Source organism: Clostridium gasigenes (assembly GCF_017348895.1).
In the GTDB taxonomy this organism is placed as follows: Bacteria; Bacillota; Clostridia; order Clostridiales; family Clostridiaceae; genus Clostridium; species Clostridium gasigenes.
The window spans coordinates 4,068,081-4,089,229 of the sequence record NZ_CP071376.1; the positions used below are offsets into that span (position 1 = coordinate 4,068,081).

General features: G+C 29.5%; 21 protein-coding genes. 9 read left to right on the top strand and 12 right to left on the bottom strand.

From position 1 onward, the window contains the following. Positions 1 to 6 precede the first annotated feature (6 nt). On the bottom strand, positions 7 to 714 hold the full coding sequence (locus tag J1C67_RS19065) for a response regulator transcription factor (RefSeq protein WP_167867449.1): 708 nt from the start codon (positions 712 to 714) through the stop codon (positions 7 to 9). 342 nt (positions 715 to 1,056) lie between these two features. Here J1C67_RS19065 and J1C67_RS19070 point away from each other — a divergent pair, with 342 nt between their 5' ends. The 3 genes from J1C67_RS19070 to J1C67_RS19080 all read left to right on the top strand — a co-directional run bounded on the left by J1C67_RS19070 (position 1,057) and on the right by J1C67_RS19080 (position 4,405). Then, positions 1,057 to 1,497 (top strand): HTH domain-containing protein, encoded by a 441-nt coding sequence (locus tag J1C67_RS19070; protein ID WP_167867717.1) that lies wholly within the window; start codon positions 1,057 to 1,059, stop codon positions 1,495 to 1,497. Then, positions 1,458 to 2,390, top strand: coding sequence for an IS3 family transposase (locus tag J1C67_RS19075; RefSeq protein ID WP_207253499.1), 933 nt, complete (start codon positions 1,458 to 1,460; stop codon positions 2,388 to 2,390). Before J1C67_RS19070 ends, J1C67_RS19075 begins: the two co-directional genes overlap by 40 nt. Before the next feature lie 743 nt (positions 2,391 to 3,133). Then, positions 3,134 to 4,405 (top strand): RidA family protein, encoded by a 1,272-nt coding sequence (locus J1C67_RS19080; RefSeq protein WP_167867629.1) that lies wholly within the window; start codon positions 3,134 to 3,136, stop codon positions 4,403 to 4,405. A gap of 305 nt (positions 4,406 to 4,710) precedes the next feature. Here J1C67_RS19080 and J1C67_RS19085 read toward each other — a convergent pair whose 3' ends face one another. The 3 genes from J1C67_RS19085 to J1C67_RS19095 are packed head-to-tail and all read right to left on the bottom strand — an operon-like array spanning position 4,711 to position 7,193. Next, the gene (locus J1C67_RS19085) at positions 4,711 to 4,860 is read right to left on the bottom strand and encodes a FeoB-associated Cys-rich membrane protein (RefSeq protein ID WP_167867628.1); all 150 of its coding nucleotides are present in this window, start codon (positions 4,858 to 4,860) and stop codon (positions 4,711 to 4,713) included. Then, positions 4,848 to 6,863, bottom strand: coding sequence for a ferrous iron transporter B (feoB, locus tag J1C67_RS19090; protein ID WP_167867627.1), 2,016 nt, complete (start codon positions 6,861 to 6,863; stop codon positions 4,848 to 4,850). Before feoB ends, J1C67_RS19085 begins: the two co-directional genes overlap by 13 nt. A gap of 39 nt (positions 6,864 to 6,902) precedes the next feature. Further along, positions 6,903 to 7,193 (bottom strand): FeoA family protein, encoded by a 291-nt coding sequence (locus J1C67_RS19095; protein WP_167867626.1) that lies wholly within the window; start codon positions 7,191 to 7,193, stop codon positions 6,903 to 6,905. A gap of 451 nt (positions 7,194 to 7,644) precedes the next feature. Between J1C67_RS19095 and J1C67_RS19100 the strand changes: the two genes are divergently transcribed. After that, complete coding sequence (locus tag J1C67_RS19100) at positions 7,645 to 7,830, top strand: cysteine-rich CWC family protein (protein ID WP_167867625.1); 186 nt, start codon at positions 7,645 to 7,647, stop codon at positions 7,828 to 7,830. A gap of 38 nt (positions 7,831 to 7,868) precedes the next feature. Here J1C67_RS19100 and J1C67_RS19105 read toward each other — a convergent pair whose 3' ends face one another. Further along, positions 7,869 to 8,612 (bottom strand): DapH/DapD/GlmU-related protein, encoded by a 744-nt coding sequence (locus J1C67_RS19105; RefSeq protein WP_167867624.1) that lies wholly within the window; start codon positions 8,610 to 8,612, stop codon positions 7,869 to 7,871. A gap of 425 nt (positions 8,613 to 9,037) precedes the next feature. On the opposite strand from J1C67_RS19105, the gene J1C67_RS19110 reads away from it, so the two are divergent. After that, the gene (locus tag J1C67_RS19110) at positions 9,038 to 10,030 is read left to right on the top strand and encodes an IS4 family transposase (protein ID WP_167867623.1); all 993 of its coding nucleotides are present in this window, start codon (positions 9,038 to 9,040) and stop codon (positions 10,028 to 10,030) included. Positions 10,031 to 10,419: 389 nt separating this feature from the next. Here the strand turns inward: J1C67_RS19110 and J1C67_RS19115 are convergent, their stop codons facing one another. After that, positions 10,420 to 11,250 (bottom strand): MerR family DNA-binding transcriptional regulator, encoded by an 831-nt coding sequence (locus J1C67_RS19115; RefSeq protein WP_244980260.1) that lies wholly within the window; start codon positions 11,248 to 11,250, stop codon positions 10,420 to 10,422. 109 nt (positions 11,251 to 11,359) lie between these two features. On the opposite strand from J1C67_RS19115, the gene J1C67_RS19120 reads away from it, so the two are divergent. Continuing rightward, on the top strand, positions 11,360 to 11,992 hold the full coding sequence (locus J1C67_RS19120) for a GNAT family N-acetyltransferase (RefSeq protein ID WP_167867631.1): 633 nt from the start codon (positions 11,360 to 11,362) through the stop codon (positions 11,990 to 11,992). 152 nt (positions 11,993 to 12,144) lie between these two features. Here J1C67_RS19120 and J1C67_RS19125 read toward each other — a convergent pair whose 3' ends face one another. After that, a complete protein-coding gene (locus J1C67_RS19125) occupies positions 12,145 to 12,618 on the bottom strand; it encodes a MarR family winged helix-turn-helix transcriptional regulator (protein WP_167867622.1) in 474 nt (157 codons plus the stop codon). A gap of 212 nt (positions 12,619 to 12,830) precedes the next feature. Between J1C67_RS19125 and J1C67_RS19130 the strand changes: the two genes are divergently transcribed. The 3 genes from J1C67_RS19130 (at position 12,831) to J1C67_RS19140 (ending at position 15,372) form a co-directional block, all read left to right on the top strand. Beyond that, positions 12,831 to 13,457, top strand: a complete 627-nt coding sequence (locus J1C67_RS19130) for an FMN-dependent NADH-azoreductase (RefSeq protein WP_167867621.1) — start codon at positions 12,831 to 12,833, stop codon at positions 13,455 to 13,457. Positions 13,458 to 13,620: 163 nt separating this feature from the next. Beyond that, a complete protein-coding gene (locus tag J1C67_RS19135; protein WP_167867620.1) occupies positions 13,621 to 14,751 on the top strand; it encodes an MFS transporter in 1,131 nt (376 codons plus the stop codon). A gap of 327 nt (positions 14,752 to 15,078) precedes the next feature. After that, positions 15,079 to 15,372 carry a hypothetical protein gene (locus tag J1C67_RS19140; protein ID WP_167867619.1) on the top strand — a complete coding sequence of 98 codons (294 nt, stop codon included), beginning with the start codon at positions 15,079 to 15,081 and terminating at the stop codon, positions 15,370 to 15,372. A gap of 505 nt (positions 15,373 to 15,877) precedes the next feature. On the opposite strand, the gene J1C67_RS19145 is transcribed toward J1C67_RS19140, so the two are convergent. The 5 genes from J1C67_RS19145 to mgtA all read right to left on the bottom strand — a co-directional run bounded on the left by J1C67_RS19145 (position 15,878) and on the right by mgtA (position 21,130). After that, positions 15,878 to 16,102 (bottom strand): DUF6718 family protein, encoded by a 225-nt coding sequence (locus J1C67_RS19145; protein WP_089973737.1) that lies wholly within the window; start codon positions 16,100 to 16,102, stop codon positions 15,878 to 15,880. Next, positions 16,074 to 16,667: a nucleotidyltransferase family protein gene (locus J1C67_RS19150; RefSeq protein WP_167867618.1), complete on the bottom strand. Its 594-nt coding sequence runs from the start codon at positions 16,665 to 16,667 to the stop codon at positions 16,074 to 16,076. The genes J1C67_RS19145 and J1C67_RS19150 overlap by 29 nt, the downstream gene beginning before the upstream one ends. Before the next feature lie 327 nt (positions 16,668 to 16,994). Further along, positions 16,995 to 17,453 carry a hypothetical protein gene (locus J1C67_RS19155; protein WP_089972689.1) on the bottom strand — a complete coding sequence of 153 codons (459 nt, stop codon included), beginning with the start codon at positions 17,451 to 17,453 and terminating at the stop codon, positions 16,995 to 16,997. After that, a complete protein-coding gene (locus J1C67_RS19160; RefSeq protein ID WP_167867617.1) occupies positions 17,429 to 18,190 on the bottom strand; it encodes a HipA family kinase in 762 nt (253 codons plus the stop codon). The genes J1C67_RS19155 and J1C67_RS19160 overlap by 25 nt, the downstream gene beginning before the upstream one ends. 228 nt (positions 18,191 to 18,418) lie before the next feature. Beyond that, a complete protein-coding gene (gene mgtA / locus J1C67_RS19165; protein WP_167867616.1) occupies positions 18,419 to 21,130 on the bottom strand; it encodes a magnesium-translocating P-type ATPase in 2,712 nt (903 codons plus the stop codon). Positions 21,131 to 21,149 lie beyond the last annotated feature (19 nt).

Genomic DNA, 21,149 nt, shown 5'->3' on the forward strand with positions numbered 1-21,149 from the left:
TTAAGATTAGTCACCACTTAGCTTATACCCAATCCCCCATACAGTATGAATATATTCATTCTCTTTATCTAACTTAGCTACCTTAGAACGTAAATTACTTACATGTACATTAACTGTATTATCATCACCTAAAAATTCAGTCTTCCACACGGCTTTAAATAAATTAGCCTTTGTAAATACTTTGCTCGGATAACTTATAAATACTTCTAATATGGATAATTCAATAGCTGTAAGATTTAAAGTGATCCCTTTAACTGTTGCTTGTAAAAGCTCTTTGTCAAAAACTAAGTTCTTATATTTTAATATCTTATTTTTATTAATATTCTTTGAAAACACCATATATCTTCTTAATTGTGCCTCAATCCTAGCTAAAACCTCTTGTGGATCAAAAGGCTTGGCTATAAAATCATCTGCACCTAACCTTAAAACTTCTATCTTTGTATTTTGCATTGCCTTTGCTGATATTACTATTATTGGCATAGTTTTAAAAGCTCTTATCTTTTCTATAAGTTCTTCTCCAGTTACACCTGGCAGCATTAAGTCAAGTAAAACAAGATGAAAATCATAATGTTCAAGACACATTTTACCTTCTGAGCCCGAATAAGCTTGTCTAACATTATAGCCTTCCTTTGTTAGGATTTTACAAAGCAAGTTGTTTATATCAGAATCATCTTCAACTACTAATATATTTATATTTTCCCTATTATTACACATATCCAACACTTCCTTTAGTATATTTTACCATACTCAAAAGAAAGGTGTTTCAAAATTAAACGGATCTTTTCCATATTTTAATGGTTTTAATAATTTTATTTATATGATGCACCTTCATACCACGACCTCTTAGGCGTAGTCATTATTTCACCTCACTGTATAAATAACTTTCTCTTAATTATTTCCTTAAACTTATTTTTATAAACAAAAAACTGCAATAAAGTTTTAAACTGGTACCTATAGAATGGACAGTTAGAAAAAAAGTGCTAAACATTTATTTAACTGACTCTATTTTATAGGGTCTTTTTTTATTGTAAAATATTTTAAAGGAGGATTGTAGTTATGGGAAGAATCTATTTTACAGATGAACAATTGAAAGATTTATCAGTAAATCCATTTGTAAAAAAAGCTAGTAATAAAGCTATTACTTATACAGATGAATTTAAGGAGTATTATGTTTCTGAATATAATACCGGGAAAATGCCATTAGAAATACTACGGAATGCAGGATTTGATGTTAAGGCTTTAGGAAAACAGAGAGTTGATAATTTATCGCGCCGATTTCTAAGTATGGGAAAACGACAAGAAGGTTTTAGTGACTTAAGGAAGGAAACCTCTGGACGATTAGCTACAAAACATTTGACACCTGATGAACAAATTACACGTCTCAAACATCAAGTTAGATATCTAAAACAAGAAAATGAGTTTCTAAAAAAAATGAATTTTATAAATCGGGAGGCGCAATGGAAGTTCAAGCTAAAACAGAAGAAAAATTCAAAATAATTCAGCAAATGCTTTCACGGAATAATAATTTATTAAATATTAGTTGGCTCTGTGAATATGCAGGGGTATCTAGATCAGGTTATTATAATTGGTTATCTTCTAAAGATCATAGAAATAAAAAAGAGGAAGAAGATAGAAAAGATTTTGAGATTATATTAGCTGCTTATCAGTTTCGTGGATATGACAAAGGTAAACGTGGTATTTACATGAGGCTTCTAAATACTGGGGTACGTATGAACATCAAGAAAATAAGTAGATTGATGAAAAAATTTAATTTAACATGTCCTATTAGAAAAGCAAACCCGTACCGCCGAATGGCAAAGGCCCTAAAAACTAATAATGTTGCTGAAAATTTATTAAATAGAGAATTCACTAACTATGGGGCAAGAATGGTCTTATTAACAGACATTACATATATATCTTATGCCAATAGTCAAAGAGCATATCTTTCAACTATTCTGGATGCTTATACAAAGCAAATTCTAGCATATGTTCTAAGTGAATCTCTAGAAATAGATTTTGTATTAGAAACTGTACATATACTTATTCGTGAACATGGCATTTCTCTGACAAGCGAAACTCTAATTCACTCAGATCAAGGTTGCCATTATACTAGCGTTAAATTTCAAGAGATTATATCAAAGCAAGAAATTAGACAATCGATGTCTCGAAGAGGTAATTGTTGGGACAATGCCCCACAAGAATCCTTCTTCGGACATATGAAAGATGAAATTCACCTTGGAAAATGCAACACATTTAATCTACTGAAACAAGAAACTGATAATTATATTGATTATTACAATAACAATAGATATCAATGGAATTTGGCCAAGCTATCACCAAATAAATACTACGAATATCTAGAAACCGGTGAATATCCGATTAAAATCTAGCTAAACTAATTTTATATATTAATATAATTTAAAGCACTGGTAAATACCTACAAACGGTATAATACCAGTGCTTTCTTGTCATACATCTTCCATGAAAAATATTCCAATTCATTTTTTAGGCGTTTTTTTCTAACTGTCCTTGACATAGGGACCACTTTATTTCTATCTCTATTACAGTTCATCATTAAAATTATTTTATTTTAAGCACTACTTGTACCTGGAAAATCCTGATTCCCCCCAGGGGAATTTTTGAGTCGTCAGCTTGTCTGACACGAAATTGCTACAAATGTATTTGATACAGATTTTAGCGTCCAATATTTTAAAGAATTGTACTTTAAATGTCGGGGTATTGAGGTAAAATATAATAAAAGAAATTTCTAGCAATGTTATTCCAATTAGACCAGGTAGGAAATATCCTAGACGGATAACATTGAGAGTAAATAAAAACTCTTTAAACAATAAAAAGGCACCATATAACGCATTAATATCAGAATATAAAATAGACCTTTAAATTTTTTAAAAAAACTAAAGGTCTATTAATTTTACAATAAAGTATTCTATCAATAGATAGTATTATAATTTGAATAGCGTATATATACATTTGTGTCCTTATATATACATTAATGTCCTTAAATTGTATATATTCCAATATTAGCTTGATGCCACTTAGTCCAAGGTGTATAATTTACTTAGATGAATTTTAATTATTCTATCAATAAATATTACAAAAGGGGAATAGTATAATGAACGATTATAACGCAGTATTAGCAAGAAATACGAAAAATGCTTCAAAAGGTATAGGTCCATATTCACAAACTGTAGCTTTCTCTCATTACAATAATCTTTCAGCTCAATTACCTATCGATCCAAAATCTGGTGAGTTGGTAGCTGGTGGCGTAAAAGAGCAGGCTGAACAATGCTTTAAAAATATTAAGGCAATTGTAGAGAGCATCGACCATGTTATGAGCGATGTTGTTAGAATCACTGTATTCGTTAAAAATATCAAAGATATTGACTCTGTAGACGAAGTTTATAAAACATTCTTCACAAGCTATGTTCCTACACGAACGATAGTTGCAGTTGCAGCTTTGCCTATGGATGCTTTGGTGCAAATTGAAGCACTTGTTTCAAACGGTGAAGGTACAATTCCAAACGCACCACAAGCAGGCGACATCATAAAGCTTACAAATAACACGGCAAATGCGCCAATAAGTGCACTATCTACGCAAGCTGTAGCTTTTTCTCATTACAATAATATTTCAGCTCAATTACCTATCGATCCGAAATCTGGTAGAGTGGTAGCCGGTGGTGTAAAAGAGCAGGCTGGACAGTGCTTAAAGAATATCAAGGCAATTTTAGAAAGTATAGACGTTCCTTTTGACGATATCGTTAAAATTAACATATTCCTTAAAAACATCTCGGATATTGAAGCCGTAGACGAAGTTTATACAACATTTTTCCCAGACTCAGCTATCGCCAGGTCCGTAGCCTATGTCCCAGCACGGACAATAGTTGCGGCTTCAGCTTTACCTATGGATGCTTTGGTACAAATTGAAGCTGTAGTGTCACACGGAGATGGTACCCCACCACAAGTTATTGAAGACAGGCATGGGCTCATCATAGTAGCAAACAATACAGAAAATGCACCAAAAAGTTCTCTATATACACAAACTGTAGCTTTCTCTCATTATAATCATATTTCAGCGCAATTACCTTTAGATCCAAAAACTGGTAATATGGTGGCTGGTGGTGTAAAAGAGCAGGTTGGACAGTGCTTAAAAAATATCAAGGCAATTCTAGAAAGTGTCGACCACGTTATGGACGATGTAGTTAAAGTGAATATCTTCCTTAAAAATATCGCAGATATTGATGCTGTAGACGAAGTTTACACAACATTCTTCCCAAGCGGTGTTCCTGCACGAAGAACAGTTGGCGTAGCAGCTTTACTTAAAGATGCTTTAGTCCAAATAGATGTAGTTGTATCAAATGCTGAAGGAACACCTCCAAAAGTATAACAGGCATTTGTTTGTAAATAACAAACGCTCCTAATGGCCGTAACGACCTCTCTCGTATAAGTTTGAAAATCTTTGATTTGCTAGAGTATTCTTAAAAACACTCTAGCATTTATAATATATATAGTTAATTTTATTCTCAAGAAAGCTATTATAATGTTTTTAACGCTATCCTAGTTTAATTACTCAATTTATTATACTAATTCTAACTATAATAGTTCCACTCCCTGTTAGTAGTTCTTCTGTAGTCATGTCCTACAAGTAATCGTAAAAAAGAGTATTGATTTTAAAATCAATACTCTTTCACATTATTTTGAAGGATTACAGCTTTTACTAGGACATTCTTTACTATGTGGGCATCCTATGCACTTTACACCCTTTCGTTTATCTGAAACTACTTTGGTAACTGATATGGCTAATATAACTATAATTATTAATACTACAACTATATTCCCCATGCTTTTACCTCGTTTCTAGATATACTTTTGCTTTTTTCACTACCTTTTTTCATAAGGTATGCTACAGTTACTATCATAGCTGTTACTGCAACTAATCCTGGTATAAATCCAGCCCCTACTGATCCTGTAGTAATTAAAGTTCCTATTTGATAAGTTAAGAATGCAATCGTGTATCCAGTACCAAACTGGAATGCTATTCCGCCCCACAACCATTTTTTATCTTCCATTTCTGAATTCATAGCTCCAATAGCTGCAAAACAAGGAGGCGTAAATAAATTGAACATTAAGTATGCAAGTGCTGCTACCGTAGTAAGTCCCATCATTTGTCCTATCTCTGTTCCTCCAGATAATAAAGTAAACTCCTCTGTATCTATAAAGTTTGTTATTGAATAAACAACTGCTAAAGTTCCAACAACATTTTCTTTAGCTATAAAACCTGTAATTGCAGCTGCTGCCAATTGCCATACTCCAAATCCTAATGGAATTAATACAAATGCAAATGGTGATGCTATTGTAGCTAGTATGCTTGTATTTTGAGCCCCTTCTGCAACTACTTCAAACTTCCAATTGAAAGTTTGCATAATTTGAATAACTGTATTGCATAGTAATATAATTGTTCCTGCCTTAACTATAAAAGCCTTTCCTCTTGAGAACATTGAAATAGTCGCTCTCTTTAAACTTGGAACTTTATACTGTGGCAATTCCATAATAAAGAATGTTTTTGCATTAGTTTCACCTGTTATTCTAACTATAATTAATGCACCAACAATTATAAGTAATATCCCAATAAAATACATTGATGTTCCAACCCATGCTGAATCATTAAAGAATACTCCTGAAAATAGAGCAATTACAGGTAATTTGGCTCCACATGGTATAAAAGGTGTTAACATAGCTGTTGTTCTTCTTTGTCTTTCATTTTTTATTGTTCTTGTTGCCATTATTCCCGGTATAGCACACCCTGTCCCAATGATCATAGGAATAATACTTTTTCCGCTAAGTCCGATACGCTTGAATAACCCGTCCATTATAACTGCTATTCTAGCCATATAACCACAATCTTCTAATAGAGCAATTAAGAAAAATAAAATCATAATTAAAGGTAGGAATCCAACAACGGCTCCAACTCCACCAATAATTCCATCTAATAATAACGAGCTAAGTACTGGCGAAACACCCTCGCCAAGAACTCCTTCTACAACTACACCAAATTTATCAATCCACCCTACAAGAGTATCTGCTAAAAATGGTCCTAAATATGTTTGTGATATTGAAAATACTCCCAACATAACAAGGACAAATATAGGTAACCCAAACCATTTATGTGCAAGTATCCTATCTGCTTTATCCTGCATTGTTGCTTTGTTACTTTGTACTTTTCTATTTTCAACTTTTCCTACAACTGTTTTAACAAAGTCATATCTCTTTTTATCGTTTCCTTCTACTTCTTTTGCATTTGATAAATCAACACGGTCCCCTTTAAATGGTGATTTTTGTTTTAATCCTTTAACTTCTATAGCTTTATCAATTAATTTATCTATCCCATTTTCACTATTAGATATTGAAACAGTTTCAATAATAGGACATCCTAGTATATTCTCTAGCTCTTTAATATTAATTGTTATGCCTTGTTTTCTATTTAAATCGCTTTTGTTTAATGCAACTACAACTGGTATATCAAGTTCTAATAGCTGAGTAGTAAAAAATAAACTTCTACTAAGATTTGTTGCATCTACTATATTTATAATAACATCTGGATTTTCATTTTTAATAAAATCCCTAGTTATATTTTCTTCGCTTGTAAATGGCGACATAGAATATGCCCCTGGTAAATCTATAACCTTCATTGATGTACCTTTTTTATTTAGAGACTTTCTAACATCCCCTTCTTTTTTACTAACTGTTACTCCAGCCCAGTTTCCTACCTTCTCACTTTTCCCAGTTATAAGATTAAATAAAGTTGTTTTCCCACTATTAGGATTACCTGTTAATGCTACTTTCATAATTATCCCCCCATCAAATTTAACTAAACTATAATATCTCTATTTCCCTTCTATTTTTATTGCACTTGCTAAATCCTTATCTATACTGTATCTTGCATCCTTAATGTTTATAATATAGTTACCACCTAAGATGGAAATTAGTGTAATCATTTCCCCTTCATAACATCCAAGGGAGAATAAAAAATTATCTAGTTCCTCATCATGACTTTTTATTTCTGTAATTCTGTAATCTTTATTAATTTTTCCTTTACTAAGATTATCAATTGAAGAATTTTTTTTAGTACTCGCCTTTAGTCTTGAAAAAAATCCCTTCTTTAAAGTTCCTTCCATTTTAAGTCCCCTCCAAGCAATTTAATAAAATTCATTCCTTGATTTAATAACTTTTCTTAACTGATAACGAATTTCATTTCCATAATTTAATAATAACGGATTGTTTTATTTTTGTCAATACATTTCTAGCAACAATTATCATCACCTTTTTACGTTATTAATCATCTCTCTTAAATAAAACTTAATACTTCTTTTAATCCAATCATTTTTCATAATCTGCTACTAATCATTCTTTATTAAATACACTTTCATCAATAAGAATATCACCTATTCCTAATTACTTGAATAAACGAAAAAGAGTCAGCTTTTACGCTAACTCTTAAATTTCTAATATAATCGTTATAGAAACCTATTCCAAAACATAGTATTAAGTAGTAATCTTATTTAGTAAGAAAACATCTAAATTATATTTTTTACAAAATGGCTATAAAAAATTTAAGGAGTGATTATAGTGAGCTTAAAACAACCTGAGATAATATGCCCACTTTGCGGACAGGATAACAATTGTAAACACGGTCAAAAGGAATGTTGGTGTAATACAGTTACCTTTCCTAAGCATATTTTAGATATGGTTCCAGATGATAAAAAAAGAAAGGCCTGCATATGTAAATCTTGTTTTGAAAAGTACAATAAATAAAAGTTTTGAGCATCCTCAAAACTTTTATTTTAAATAGCTTATATAAATTTTAAAATACTATCATTCAGATCATTAATATAAATATCTACAAGTTGACTAAGAAGTGTTTTACTTATATAAAACCTCAAACTCTTGCATACAACTAACATATCTTCTGAAAACTTCATATCTAATCCTTCTAATACTCTATTAAAAAATTTAATATGTTCTTCTCTTTCCCAATCATACCAACGTATCTCTTTTAATTTTTCAATTTCATCAATTGAGAACCTTTTTTTGACTTCTTTTGCTGGATTACCACATACTATGCTATACGGTTCAACATCTTTAGTTACAACCGATCTAGCACCTATAATTGCTCCATCCCCTATATTTACACCAGGCATAATCATAGCCTCCATACCAATCCAAACATCATTTCCAATAATAGTATTACCTTTAGGTTTATATGAAATAGCTATATGCTTTTCAAAAGGATAAACTGTAATCCAATCAGGATTGTGATTATGATTTCCGCCCATCAATATAATTACTCCACTGGCTATACAAACATATTTTCCAATTATCAGCTTATCTATTTGCCAATTGTTACTTTCAATCGGATTAAATAATTTTCTAGATTTCTCATCTCCCCATAAATATCTAACACAACCATCTTCAAAATTTTGGTTTTCATAATATCCAGAGTAATAAGAATAATCTCCAACTTCAATAAGTAGATTTGTTATAATATCTTTTAAATATTTTATTTCAGACCAATGTTTATACTGTTCATTTTTCATTTAATTTACCTCGCTTCTAAGTATATTTATCTTTACCTAGAAGCAAACTACGGTAGCTACATTCCTCATTTTTTTTAATCTTTTAGCCATGTATATCATTCCTTATTTATTATTATATTTTTCTAATTAGTATATTTAAATTTTATAATATTTGTCAAGATTTAAACTTAAAATGCAATATACTCTAAACGTATATTTAAATAATGGTTATTAAAAAAGGTAAGATTAATTTTAAAGATAGCAAGTGCTTGCCCCTGGCAATCACTACCTCCCCCGGGGGCAATGTCATCAACTTAAGAAAAAAGGTTCTTTTAAATCCATAGTAATTAAGTTCTGAATCTTCAATAAAAGCAAGTTTTTCATTAAAATCATTGTATTATATTCTGTAGATAAATATAACTACCAACGAAAGAGGAATAAATATTATGGGATATGATAGAATAAGGATGGCGTTTAAAGATATTAAAACACCTGATATGAAAAATATTGCAAGAAAAATGAGTTATGAAGATTTTATGCTTGTTTTATTGTCAAGGAGAGGAACCACAACTACTATGGAATTAAATAATTTTTTTAAAGAACAAGATAGGCGAGAAAATATTGTAAGCAAGCAGGCTTTTTCAAAGCAACGATGTAATCTTAATCCAGGTGTATTTATAGCTTTAAATAATAATTATGTAGAGCGTATTTATCAGGATAAGACAATTGTTAAACATAAGGGTTACATAATAACTGCTATAGATGGAAGTGCTATAGAAATTCCTAACACTAAAGGTCTTCAAGAGGAATATAAGTGTAAATCTACAGGTCAATTTAAGCATAGAACTATCGCGCGTGCGTTAGCATCGGGAATATATGATATTGAAAATAATGTTATGATAGATTCAATAATAGATAGTAAAAAATGCGGAGAACGATCTTTAGCAACTCAAAATATTTTCAATATGCTTAGTATTATTAAAAATACAGATAAAATAATAACTATTTTTGATAGAGGATATATATCTATTGAAATGTTATTAATGATGACTGATACTCCTATAAAATACTTGTTTCGGTTACCGAGCAAAACTTTCAGGAAAGAGCAACAATCAATGCAATCAAATGATGAAATTATTGATATAGAATTGACAAGTGCCAGGCTATATAACCTTAACAAACCAATATTAAAAGAAAAAGGGAAACAGCTTAAAAAGATTAAAATTCGTATGGTTAAGATAACATTATCTACTGGTAAAGTTGAATGTTTATTAACTAATTTATATGATAATGATGAATTTTCTACTGAAGAAATTGGACAACTTTATTATAAACGTTGGGGAATTAAACAAGCTTTTGATGTAATAAAAAATAAGCTTAATATTGAAAATATTTCGGGACAAAAAAAATTGATTGTTGAACAATATTTTTATGCGTAAATGCTAGTATTTAACATGGCTGAGGACTTGAGGCGAGATGCTAAGAAGTTTAGTGCCTATAAGATCTCTAAGAACCAATGAAAGAAAAGCATATTCTGGAGCTAATAAACACAGAATAAATCTTAGAATAAACAGTTAAAAAGTATAATTACCAATAAAATTTATATTTTTTAATGGAGGGGTGAAATCTAATCTTTTTTCATAAATATTAGATTTTAGTTACCCATTTATTCAAAAAAATAGAATTTAAGATTAGTCTAAATTTAATTATACTAACCTTAAATTCTACTAAGTTGATGACATTGCCCTCAGGTGAACTTTTGAGTTGTCAGCTTGTCTGACACGAAATTGCTAGAGGTCTAAACATATCCATTTATGTACAGATTAGTTTAAGCCTCTTCTATAAGCATTTGAATCTGACAACTATAATATTCTGTATTAAAAAAATCATTGAATAACTCTACTTCAATATATCTTTTAACATTTATATTATTTACTTTTATATAATTAACTATTTTGTTTATATATTCTTTCTCATCATCCTTACTATAAGCTAAGGTTAGATACTTACCCTTAGGTAATATCTTTATATTATCATTAATTTCTATATTATAATTTCGCTTTATTCCATTAAATACATATCTGGGTTCTACATCCCCATCAATATTAAGATTATATATTATACCTCTCTCCATAGTCATTTCTAATTTCTTATATGTTATAACCTTATCTAAATCAGAATAATAAAGTAACTCCTTTAAACTTCCTACTTCTTTACATGGTGCAACAATTATATAGCGCTCTTCTAAAACTTCAATATTTATCTCATTATTATTTAATACTTCCCTAGACTGTTCTATACTAGTATTAAAATCATCAATACTTTTAATTACTTCTTTCATCTTATTTATATTTTCTTGTGCTTCATATTTTTTTATTTTAAGAAACTCTAATAACTCATCAGTATTACATTTTTTAAAAATCTCTTGAAGTTCTGCTATACTAACACCTATAACTCTGCACCCTTTTATAACATCTATATAAATAAATTGATCTATAGAATAGTATCTATAACCAGTTGTATCATCTATATATCTAGGAATAAGAATACCTGCCTTATGATAATATCGTAAAGCTTTTATTGTAATTCCTTTGATTTTAGAAACTTCTCCAATAGAAAATAAATTTTTAATTAAAATCACTTCCTTATATATTTTCACATAATTTATTGTTGACTCTCCCCTTAGAGGATATTTTACTATATGTATAGGCTAGTTACAATAACGTACTAAATTAAAACTTAGTTATATGAAAGGATCGTGTATAAAAATGGATAACTTAACGTATAGAGAGTTAACTAAAAAAGATTATGAAAGGGTTAAAGAATTGATTTGTGATGCATTTAGATTTGATGAATTTATTAAGGATAAGAAATTTTTAGATTCAATATTAACTATTTATCTCCATGGTTGTCTCTTAGATAGTTCCTTTAGTAAAGTTGCTGAAAAAGATAACAAGGTTATCGGTGTTATTTTAGGTAGTTCAAAAAAGGATAAGAATTGCTTTAATAAGTCTCATAGTATTTTACTCACTGCCTCTGCAGTTTTTAAGTTATTTATATCTAGCAAGGAGAATAAAAAATTACTTAAAGAATTTTTTAAAATTCAAGATACTTATAAAGAAATTATCCAAGGAAAAAAGGATTCTTTTCAAGGTTGTGTAGAGTTATTTATTGTATCCGAAGAATCTAGAGGGCTTGGTGTTGGCAAAACTTTGATTAATTATTTATCTAATTATATGAAAAGTATGGAGGTAGAGTCTATGTATCTATATACAGATACTAGATGTAACTATGGGTTTTATGATAGCCAAAACTTTAAACGCTTAAATGAAAAGGAAATATATTTTGATTCAATTCAAGAAAAACTCAATATATTCCTATATGCTTATGACTTTAATTAAGTATAAATATTATCACAGAAAACCGTATTCCTTACTTGTTATACGGTTCTCTGTATTAATTGCAAATGAGGTTTTTCTATATTTTGTATTTAAGCAAACTTGTAATTTATACGTTAAACAATTTTAATTTAACATTTTTAAATCCTTTATATTTACCAAACTGGTATTAACTTCGATGACAATTTATCTTCCTTTGCTCCCTGAACTAATTTCATTAAATCTTCTTTGATCATTTGCATTTGCTTGGCACCTATATTTTCAATCCAACGTTGCTCAATATCAGTTAGTATCTCCTCTTTTGCTTTCATTACTAACAATCCTCGCTCAGTCAAAACAATAATTTTCCCTCTCTTATCAGTGGGATGAGTTTTACGCATTACATAACCGCTTTTCTCAAGATAATCCACCATTTTACTCACAGCTTGCTTTGTAATTCCTAAATATTCAGCTAATTCTATACCTGTTGCTCCATCTGGGTTGATGTATGTAAACATAAAACCATGTGTGGGTCTAATATCTTCAAATCCCAATTCACTCAATCTATCATGTAGTTCGTTAATCGCGGCTCTAAAAGATAATAACAAAAGTGATGTAAGATCTAATTCACTAAATACTTGATGATCCATATATAAAACCTCCTCAAGAAAAGTCAATTAGGTTGACTTTTTATTAATTCTATTATACTATATAGAATATAGTCAATCAAGTTGACTGTATTTATTTTACTATGAAAGAAATAGGATTCACTAAAAAATCAATACACTCTGTATTGTAATTGAATACATATTTAAAATGATTAATCTAACAACTTAATAATAATTAACAGGAGGACAAGATAATGACAACAGTTTTATTCGTAAAAGCAAACAACCGTCCAGCAGATGAGGCGGTTAGCGTAAAATTATATGAGGCTTTTTTAGCAAGCTATAAAGAATCACATCCAAATGATACAGTGGTGGAGCTTGATTTATACAATGAAGATTTACCATATGTAGGAGTAGATATGATCAACGGTACTTTTAAGTCTAGTAGAGAACTTGATTTAACAGAAAAGGAAGCGAAAGCAGTTGCTATTGCTGATAAATATTTAGATCAATTCCTTGGAGCTGATAAAGTTGTATTTGGTTTTCCGCTATGGAATTTAACAATTCCAGCTGTACTACATACATATATTGATTACTTAAATCGTGCTGGTAAAACATTTAAATATACACCAGAAGGTCCAGTAGGTCTTATTGGAAATAAGAAAATTGCATTATTAAACGCAAGTGGTGGTGTGTATTCTACAGGACCAGCGGCTGAAATGGAAATGGCCGTTAAATATGTAGCAAGCATGATGGGCTTCTTCGGCGCAACAGGTATAGAGACTATAGTTATTGAAGGCCACAAGCAACTCCCAGATAAATCAGAAGAAATTATTTCTACTGGTCTTGAAAAGGCTATTAAAGTAGCAAGTACATTCTAATTAACAAAACAATTCTCACTCTATAGGTAGTACCAACACTTTTATAGGTGTTGTACTACTTTTTTATTCGCTTATCTTGCTATTTTCTTGGGTAATAACCCAATTGCTGAGAGATTTTTATTATCAATTTATTAAATTTATACGAAAGAAGGATTGAATTACAATGGAACGTTTATGGACAAAGAACTACATAATGCTGACAATTACAGCATTATTACTATTTAGTGGTTTCTATTTACTAATGCCAACACTACCTATGTTTATTAAAGAAATAGGTGGAAGTGAATCTCAAGTTGGATTTATTGTTGGAGTGTTTACAATATCGGCAGTAATTGTTCGCCCTATTGTCGGAGGCTTAATGGATAAATATGGACGAAGAGTATTCATAATAAGTGGACTAATATTTTTTGCAATTACAATGTATTTTTATGACTTTGTAACAGTAATTATATTTTTAGTTATATTACGTATACTCCATGGAATAAGTTGGGCACTTGCTACAACTTCTATAGGAACTGCTGTAACTGATGTCATTCCAAAATCTCGTCGTGGAGAAGGAATGGGATGGTATGGACTTTCAATGACTTTGGGCATGGCTTTAGGACCAATATTAGGTCTTTGGGTAGCTAAATCATTTTCATTCCATTATCTATTTTTGTTATGCACAGCATTAGCGCTTATTGCATTTATACTTGCATTTTTCACAAAAATCCCAGTAATTAAGAATACACATAAAAACACAATATCATTTTTTGAAAAAGACCTTTTACCAATTGCTATTGTTACATTTTTCCTATCCATTACTTTTGGTGGAATTACAACATTTTTACCACTGTTTGCAGCAAAAATTCAAGTTAATGCTGGTACTTTTTTCTTAGTTTATGCTTTAACACTTACAGTAACCAGACCAATTACTGGAAAGATATCTGATAAGTATGGAGAAGATGTCATTATTATTCCCGCACTCTTTATACTAATTGTCGCACTATTAGTCCTAACATTTACAAAAGGAATTGTTGGACTAGTTATCACCGCTATTTTGTATGGAATTGGATTTGGATCAGCACAACCGGCCCTTCAAGTAGCGATTCTACGATTAGCTAAACCAGAGAAAATTGGAGTGGCGAACGCAACATTTTTTACCGCTTTTGATTTAGGTATTGGTTTAGGATCTATTAGTCTAGGATTTGTTTCACAACTCATGGGATATCAAGCGTTATTTATTGTTTGTGCTATATCTGCACTTATTAGCCTATTATATTTTACTGTTTTTGTTAAGAAGACATTAAAATAACATTTAGTTTACAGAAGAACGCTATTCTTTTTATAGGAGCATATAAAAAGGGTAGCGTTTTTTATAAACTTTCCATTATAACATCCACTACTATACACTATTTACTGCGAAATCACCTGCATATTAAAGTATTAAACAACTCACGACATTAATATCGTGAGTTTAATTTTTGAAATGAAATTGCTAATTTCCGATACTACTTGCACCAGGTAAAAAACTATTCCTCAGATGTGCTTATTTGGGAAACTCTATTTTCAGAATTCGCTACATCAATATCCATTTTATGTTATAATTTTACTAATATATTTAGTTATTAAAGGAGAATTTATGAATAATATAAAAGTTGAATTAAAAACAGATTTAACCAAATACGGTGAAGGTCTAATCACAGGAATAAAAGGTATTACTATAGGACAACAGGGTACTTGGAGTAGATCAAATGATAATTTTATTACTGTCAAGTTTGAAAACAATATAATTTTAGATGTATTATGGAATAGCCTTGAAATTATTGATGAAGAGTATTTACAAAAACTTTCTAAAACTAAAACCACCTACCTTAAAGAACTCAAAACAGCTACCAACATTATTAAAACAATTGGTCCAAAAGGTGGATATTAAATGTTAAAATTCAAAAGATAATTTAGGGTAGCTCGTATTTCACTCTACCCTTTAAAACTCTTTCTTTTTCTAGTTTTAGTAATTTTAAAAATAACCATACTTATCTCACTTCCACAGAAAATTTCAAAAAAATCTTAGATAAAAAGCTATAATAAAGTTTTTACCCCTATTACAGCCTCATAATTTAAATTATTATATTTTCATACTACTTGTACCTTTATAAGTTACTAAATAAGTCTATCAAACTTCTTATTGATAACCCTATATTTTCTTACTTCCAAACTCTATCCATTTTTTTACAAGGCTCTGCCCTCGTTATAAGGGAAGAATGACCGAACTTCCTTACCATCATCTTTTATAAATCATAAAATGACTCCGTAATTTCTTCTAAATCAAATTCCTTAACTCTAAAATATAAGCTTCTAAAAAACACCTTACGATTCTCTCTTAAATGCTCTTCATCTGGATATTTTCCATTTGCATTAATATCTTTAAAACTATATATCTAGTTTAGAATAGCTCTATCAATAAATTCTCCAACTGTAGCTACTATATTAAAAGGTTCATATTCTTTCCACATTTCTAAATTAGATAACAACACAACTTGTTTATCCATACCTTCTAATTTATAGTTTAATAAATCATCTATCATGTCTACTTCTTTAGAATCATTTGAACCATAAACTACTGACCCAATGGCATTAAATTCCTTCACTAATATATAATACATTTTTTAAAGCCTCCTTAAATTCATCTTCATTATTTATAATATTTTCATCATATAATTCCTTTAACTTTATTCCAATTTTATTATCCTTATATTTATATACATACTTGTGTAACCACATGTTAAATTCGTAATCTCTTCTAGTAAAGAACTGTACTTCTATTGGATAATGATAATTGCTTTTTTTATAATAAATATGATAACCTCTATACCCATCATCATTTTTCTTACCATTAACCATATCTACATGTTTTATATTATGGTGATCTAAATCTATATTGTAGTTTTCAATAATAACCCTAATTCCTAATATATCATTAAAACATGCTCCTATTTCTTTACTAGGATAATACCTACTATATTTAATATTTATAGATTGAAGTGATTTAATCCTATATGTCATCTCCATCAATAATTTTCTTCGTTTTTTTATAAATAATCGATACTCTTTTAGCTCTGAAATCAAATCTTCTTTATCTACTTTTCTAAGGGTATTCTTTAAATTTTTACCAAGTTTAGTTTCATAACTTATAGCATCTAGAGCTCTTACTAATTCCTTATTATACAATTCAGTTCACCTTACTTTATATAGTTACTATTATAAATCCTAGTATATATCTAATCTAATTATAACATAAGGCAACTCTATTTTTAATAAACTTCTTAATATTATCCTTCATTAAGAAAACCTCAAATATAATTATGTTTCTTAATTATTTCCTTAAATTTATTTTTATAGATAAAAAAAACTGAAATAAAGTTTTTAACTCTATCACAGTTCAATTGATCAAATAATTTTATTTTCAACACTACTTGTACCGGGAAATCGTCTCCTCCAACCAATCATTTGCCTTTCGAGGTAATAATTACCGAAGTTGTCAATGCTCATTTTTTATCATCCGCTATGCCTAGTAAACTTCTTGTTTATGAAATACTCCTCTGTAAGCAAATCATTCCTAACAGAATTTGTAAATCTAATATGATTTTTATAACTTTCACTTTTTTCTTTTCTTATCCAAAAGATATCTAAAAAGCACATTCCTTTTGAAGCTAAAAATACCTCCCATTCATCAAAATAATCTAAATTATAATACTCTAAATAGCAATCAAGATTCATTCTATTATAAGGTATTATTCTATCTACTATAAATTCTCTTATTACATCGCTTGGAACTTCTCTAACTTTTCTGTTAAATAATCCATAGAACTCTGCTGGGTAAAGGCTTAAGTCATTGGTTTCTTCATTCTTTTTGAAACTATATCTATCACTTACTAAATCATAGGATATTTCACCAAGTGAATCTTCTTCCCACATTAATTCAACTGTTTCTATTTTTGATTTTGGAATAAGCATTTTTTCACCTCCAATATTCTGTCTTTAAGTAGCTCCATAATAAATTCCATTCTTTTTTCACTGAGATATTTTGAATATTTTTTTACTATATATTCATAATCAAAATCTATATTCAATGTGCATTTTTTAACTAACTCTAATTGTTTTTTATTGCTAGTATCAAAGCATTTTGCATAATCAGCATCTAGTAATAAATCACTTATTTCCTCAAATTCTATTTCTTCATCATCAAGGTGCGATCCAAGTGCCAACCCATTATCATAAATTGGAGCAAATCTTATTTTATCTTCATTAATTAAGAATCCAAAATTTTTAAGGTGCCTATCTGTATTATTTACTATATAATCAAATATAATCATATTATCTACGTGTATTTGTATATCCTCTATATTATCTATAAACTTATTATATAAATCATCTCTTGTGAGATTTAATATTCTCATTAACCTATTAGCACTATAGAATTTTTCAATACTTTCATCATAAAACCACTTAGAAATTGAGATTAATTCTCCATCATGTTCTTCTAAAGTATATTCTGCACACTCTATTCCCATTTCCTTAGCAAATTCATAACATATGCATTCAGTTACTGGCTCTAATATGGATGATTTACTTTTACCATCACCTCGCCCTGACTTAACTAAATACTTATATCCATCTACTACTTTTATGTATTTTGTATATACACCAAGAGAAGAACTATTTATAAAATTTCTTATATCATTTTCATTCATTTTATCTTCCCTCCACTTTGTTTATATATTATCATTATACCCTAAAGTGTTACTATCATAAACACCTCAAACTTAATTCATTTTATATACTACTCGTACTTGGTAAAAAACTGGACCTCAGAGAGAGGTAAAAATAAAAGGATTGAAGTAATAAATTTTACTCCAATCCTTTTATAAACTATCTATACTTCCTCTTTTATTGAAAATATTTCTAAAACTATTTCCAAGCTATAAAAGCTCTCCATATTTTCTTACATATAATCTTTTAATAGATGTAACTACAATCATATATGCAAATATAGTTACAAATAACATTGCAAAATATATTCCTGGCATAGGATACATTCCCAAAACTTTTCCAAAGGCTGTATATGGAATTATTGTACCTATTGCAATTGAAATACTTGTTAATGCTATTACTGGCATTGCTGCTCTACTTTGTATAAATGGGATTTTAGGACTTCTAATCATATGAATAACTAATGTTTGTGACCACAATGATTCAATAAACCATCCTGTGTTAAATACCATCATAAATAATGCTTTATCAACATTTGGACTACTATAGCTTCCCCCAGCAATCATTGGGGAAATAATAAAGAACATTATTATATATGTGGTAATATCAAAAACTGAACTAGTTGGTCCTATCCATAACATAAAGCTTCCTATTGATGATGCATCCCATTTTCTAGGAACTTTAAGGTATTCTTCATCTACATTATCCCAAGGAATTGATATACAAGATATATCATAAATAAGATTTAAAACTAGTAGTTGTACAGGTAGCATTGGTAAAAATGGAAGTAATGCACTTGCAACTAGAATACTAAACATATTCCCAAAATTAGAGCTTGCAGTCATTTTAATATACTTAATAATATTTGCAAAAGTTTTACGTCCTTCTATAATTCCCTTTTCAAGAACCATTAAATCCTTCTCTAATAGAATTATATCCGCTGATTCTTTTGCAATATCAACTGCTGTATCAACTGAAATTCCAACATCTGCTTTTCTCATTGCAGGAGCGTCATTTATCCCATCTCCCATAAATCCAACAACATGTCCATTCTCTCTTAATAGTGATACTACTCTTGCTTTTTGATTTGGTGATAATTTTGCAAATATATTTATTTTCTCTACTTTAACTTTTAACTCTTCATCTGATAATAAATCAACTTCAGAGCCTAACAATATATTTTCGGTATCAATTCCAACACTTTTACATACATGTTTTGTTACTTTCTCATTATCTCCAGTAAGAACTTTTACATTTACGCCATATTCTTTTAAAGCCTTTATTGCTTCTTTTGCTGAAGCTTTTGGTGGATCTAAGAATGCTATATATCCCATAAGAACCATATCGGATTCATCTTTAACAGAGAATACGCCTTGTGCTGATGGATTGTTTTTTTGAGCCACTGCTATAACTCTCATTCCACTTTCATTTAGCTCATCTACTGTTTTAAGAATTTCCTTTTTAACAGTTTTAGTTAATTCCATAACTTCACCTTTATATTCTGCAAAGTTACAAATATCAATCATTTCCTCAACTGCACCTTTTGTAATTAGCTGTGTTTTATTATTTTTATCATTTAAAACTACAGACATTCTACGACGAGTAAAATCAAATGGTATTTCATCTATTTTTTCATACATTTCATGATAATCTTTAAATCCTTTTTCTTCTCCATATTCTAAAATAGAAACATCAAGTAAATTTTTAAGACCGGTTTGAAAATAGCTCACTAAATATCCATGTCTTAATACTCTTATATCTTCATTTCCGTATATATCTAAATGACGTTCTAAAACAATTTTATCTTCTGTAAGTGTTCCAGTTTTATCTGTACATAAAACATCCATCGCTCCAAAATTTTGTATTGAATTTAAATTCTTAACTACTGTTTTTCTTTTAGACATAGCTACAGCACCCTTTGCAAGATTTGCAGTAACTATCATTGGAAGCATTTCTGGAGTTAGCCCCACTGCTATTGATATTCCAAATAAAAGTGCTTGAACCCAGTCTCCTTTTGCAATTCCGTTAATTACAAATACACTTGGAACCATTATTGCCATAAATTTAATTAATAAGAAGCTTACTGAGTTAACTCCCTTATCAAAACTTGTTAACTCTCTTTTTTCAGTTACTGACTCTGCTATACTTCCAAGACAAGTATCATTTCCTGTTAATAAAACTATAGCTGTAGCTGTTCCACTTATTATATTAGTACCCATGAATGCTAAATTTTCACATTCAAGATAACTTAATTTATCTAACTTAAATTCACTATTTTTTTCATTTGCAAATTTTTCAACGGGTTCAGCTTCTCCTGTCATAGATGATTGACTTACAAATAAATCCTTTGCAAATAAAATTCTAACATCAGCAGGTATCATATCTCCAGCCGCTAACTTTATATTATCTCCAGGTACAATATTTTCAATTTCTACCTCTGTGTAAGCTCCATTACGAAGTACAGTCGCTGTTGTTTTTATCATAGAACTAAGCTTTTTACCTGCATTATTAGATTTTTCTTCTTGAACAAATTTTAATAGCCCACTAATTGTAACCATAGTAACTATTATAATTACTGTTGTTAAGTTTTTATCTTCAGGTAATGGAATTATATAATCAGTTATTAAAGATACTATTGATAATAAAAATAATATTATAGTAAATGGATTTATAAAAGCTTCTATAATTCTCTTATACCAAGTATTTTCGTTCCCATAACTTATTTCATTTTTTCCATATTCATCAATCTTATTTTCTACTTCATCATTAGTTAATCCTTCTTCTCTGGATTTCAAATTTCTAAATAAATCATTTTTATCAATTCCTGCATCTTTTATTAAATTAGTAAATACCTTATTTCTTTTTATTTCTTTTTCTTCTTTTAAATTCATGTTTTTATTTTTGTTTAATAATAATCTCATGACTATCCACTCCTCAAAA

Bases quoted from the DNA above. Each gene is read 5' to 3' on its own strand.
- J1C67_RS19135 (WP_167867620.1), top strand. From the start codon at position 13,621: ATGGAACGTTTATGGACAAAGAACTACATAATGCTGACAATTACAGCA.
- J1C67_RS19130 (WP_167867621.1), top strand. From the start codon at position 12,831: ATGACAACAGTTTTATTCGTAAAAGCAAACAACCGTCCAGCAGATGAG.
- J1C67_RS19105 (WP_167867624.1), bottom strand. From the start codon at position 8,612: ATGAAAAATGAACAGTATAAACATTGGTCTGAAATAAAATATTTAAAA.
- J1C67_RS19085 (WP_167867628.1), bottom strand. From the start codon at position 4,860: ATGGGGAATATAGTTGTAGTATTAATAATTATAGTTATATTAGCCATA.
- J1C67_RS19125 (WP_167867622.1), bottom strand. From the start codon at position 12,618: ATGGATCATCAAGTATTTAGTGAATTAGATCTTACATCACTTTTGTTA.
- J1C67_RS19145 (WP_089973737.1), bottom strand. From the start codon at position 16,102: ATGTATTATATATTAGTGAAGGAATTTAATGCCATTGGGTCAGTAGTT.
- J1C67_RS19065 (WP_167867449.1), bottom strand. From the start codon at position 714: ATGTGTAATAATAGGGAAAATATAAATATATTAGTAGTTGAAGATGAT.
- J1C67_RS19110 (WP_167867623.1), top strand. From the start codon at position 9,038: ATGGGATATGATAGAATAAGGATGGCGTTTAAAGATATTAAAACACCT.
- J1C67_RS19080 (WP_167867629.1), top strand. From the start codon at position 3,134: ATGAACGATTATAACGCAGTATTAGCAAGAAATACGAAAAATGCTTCA.
- J1C67_RS19120 (WP_167867631.1), top strand. From the start codon at position 11,360: ATGGATAACTTAACGTATAGAGAGTTAACTAAAAAAGATTATGAAAGG.
- J1C67_RS19095 (WP_167867626.1), bottom strand. From the start codon at position 7,193: ATGGAAGGAACTTTAAAGAAGGGATTTTTTTCAAGACTAAAGGCGAGT.
- mgtA (WP_167867616.1), bottom strand. From the start codon at position 21,130: ATGAGATTATTATTAAACAAAAATAAAAACATGAATTTAAAAGAAGAA.
- J1C67_RS19140 (WP_167867619.1), top strand. From the start codon at position 15,079: ATGAATAATATAAAAGTTGAATTAAAAACAGATTTAACCAAATACGGT.
- J1C67_RS19070 (WP_167867717.1), top strand. From the start codon at position 1,057: ATGGGAAGAATCTATTTTACAGATGAACAATTGAAAGATTTATCAGTA.
- feoB (WP_167867627.1), bottom strand. From the start codon at position 6,863: ATGAAAGTAGCATTAACAGGTAATCCTAATAGTGGGAAAACAACTTTA.
- J1C67_RS19155 (WP_089972689.1), bottom strand. From the start codon at position 17,453: ATGCTTATTCCAAAATCAAAAATAGAAACAGTTGAATTAATGTGGGAA.
- J1C67_RS19160 (WP_167867617.1), bottom strand. From the start codon at position 18,190: ATGAATGAAAATGATATAAGAAATTTTATAAATAGTTCTTCTCTTGGT.
- J1C67_RS19075 (WP_207253499.1), top strand. From the start codon at position 1,458: ATGGAAGTTCAAGCTAAAACAGAAGAAAAATTCAAAATAATTCAGCAA.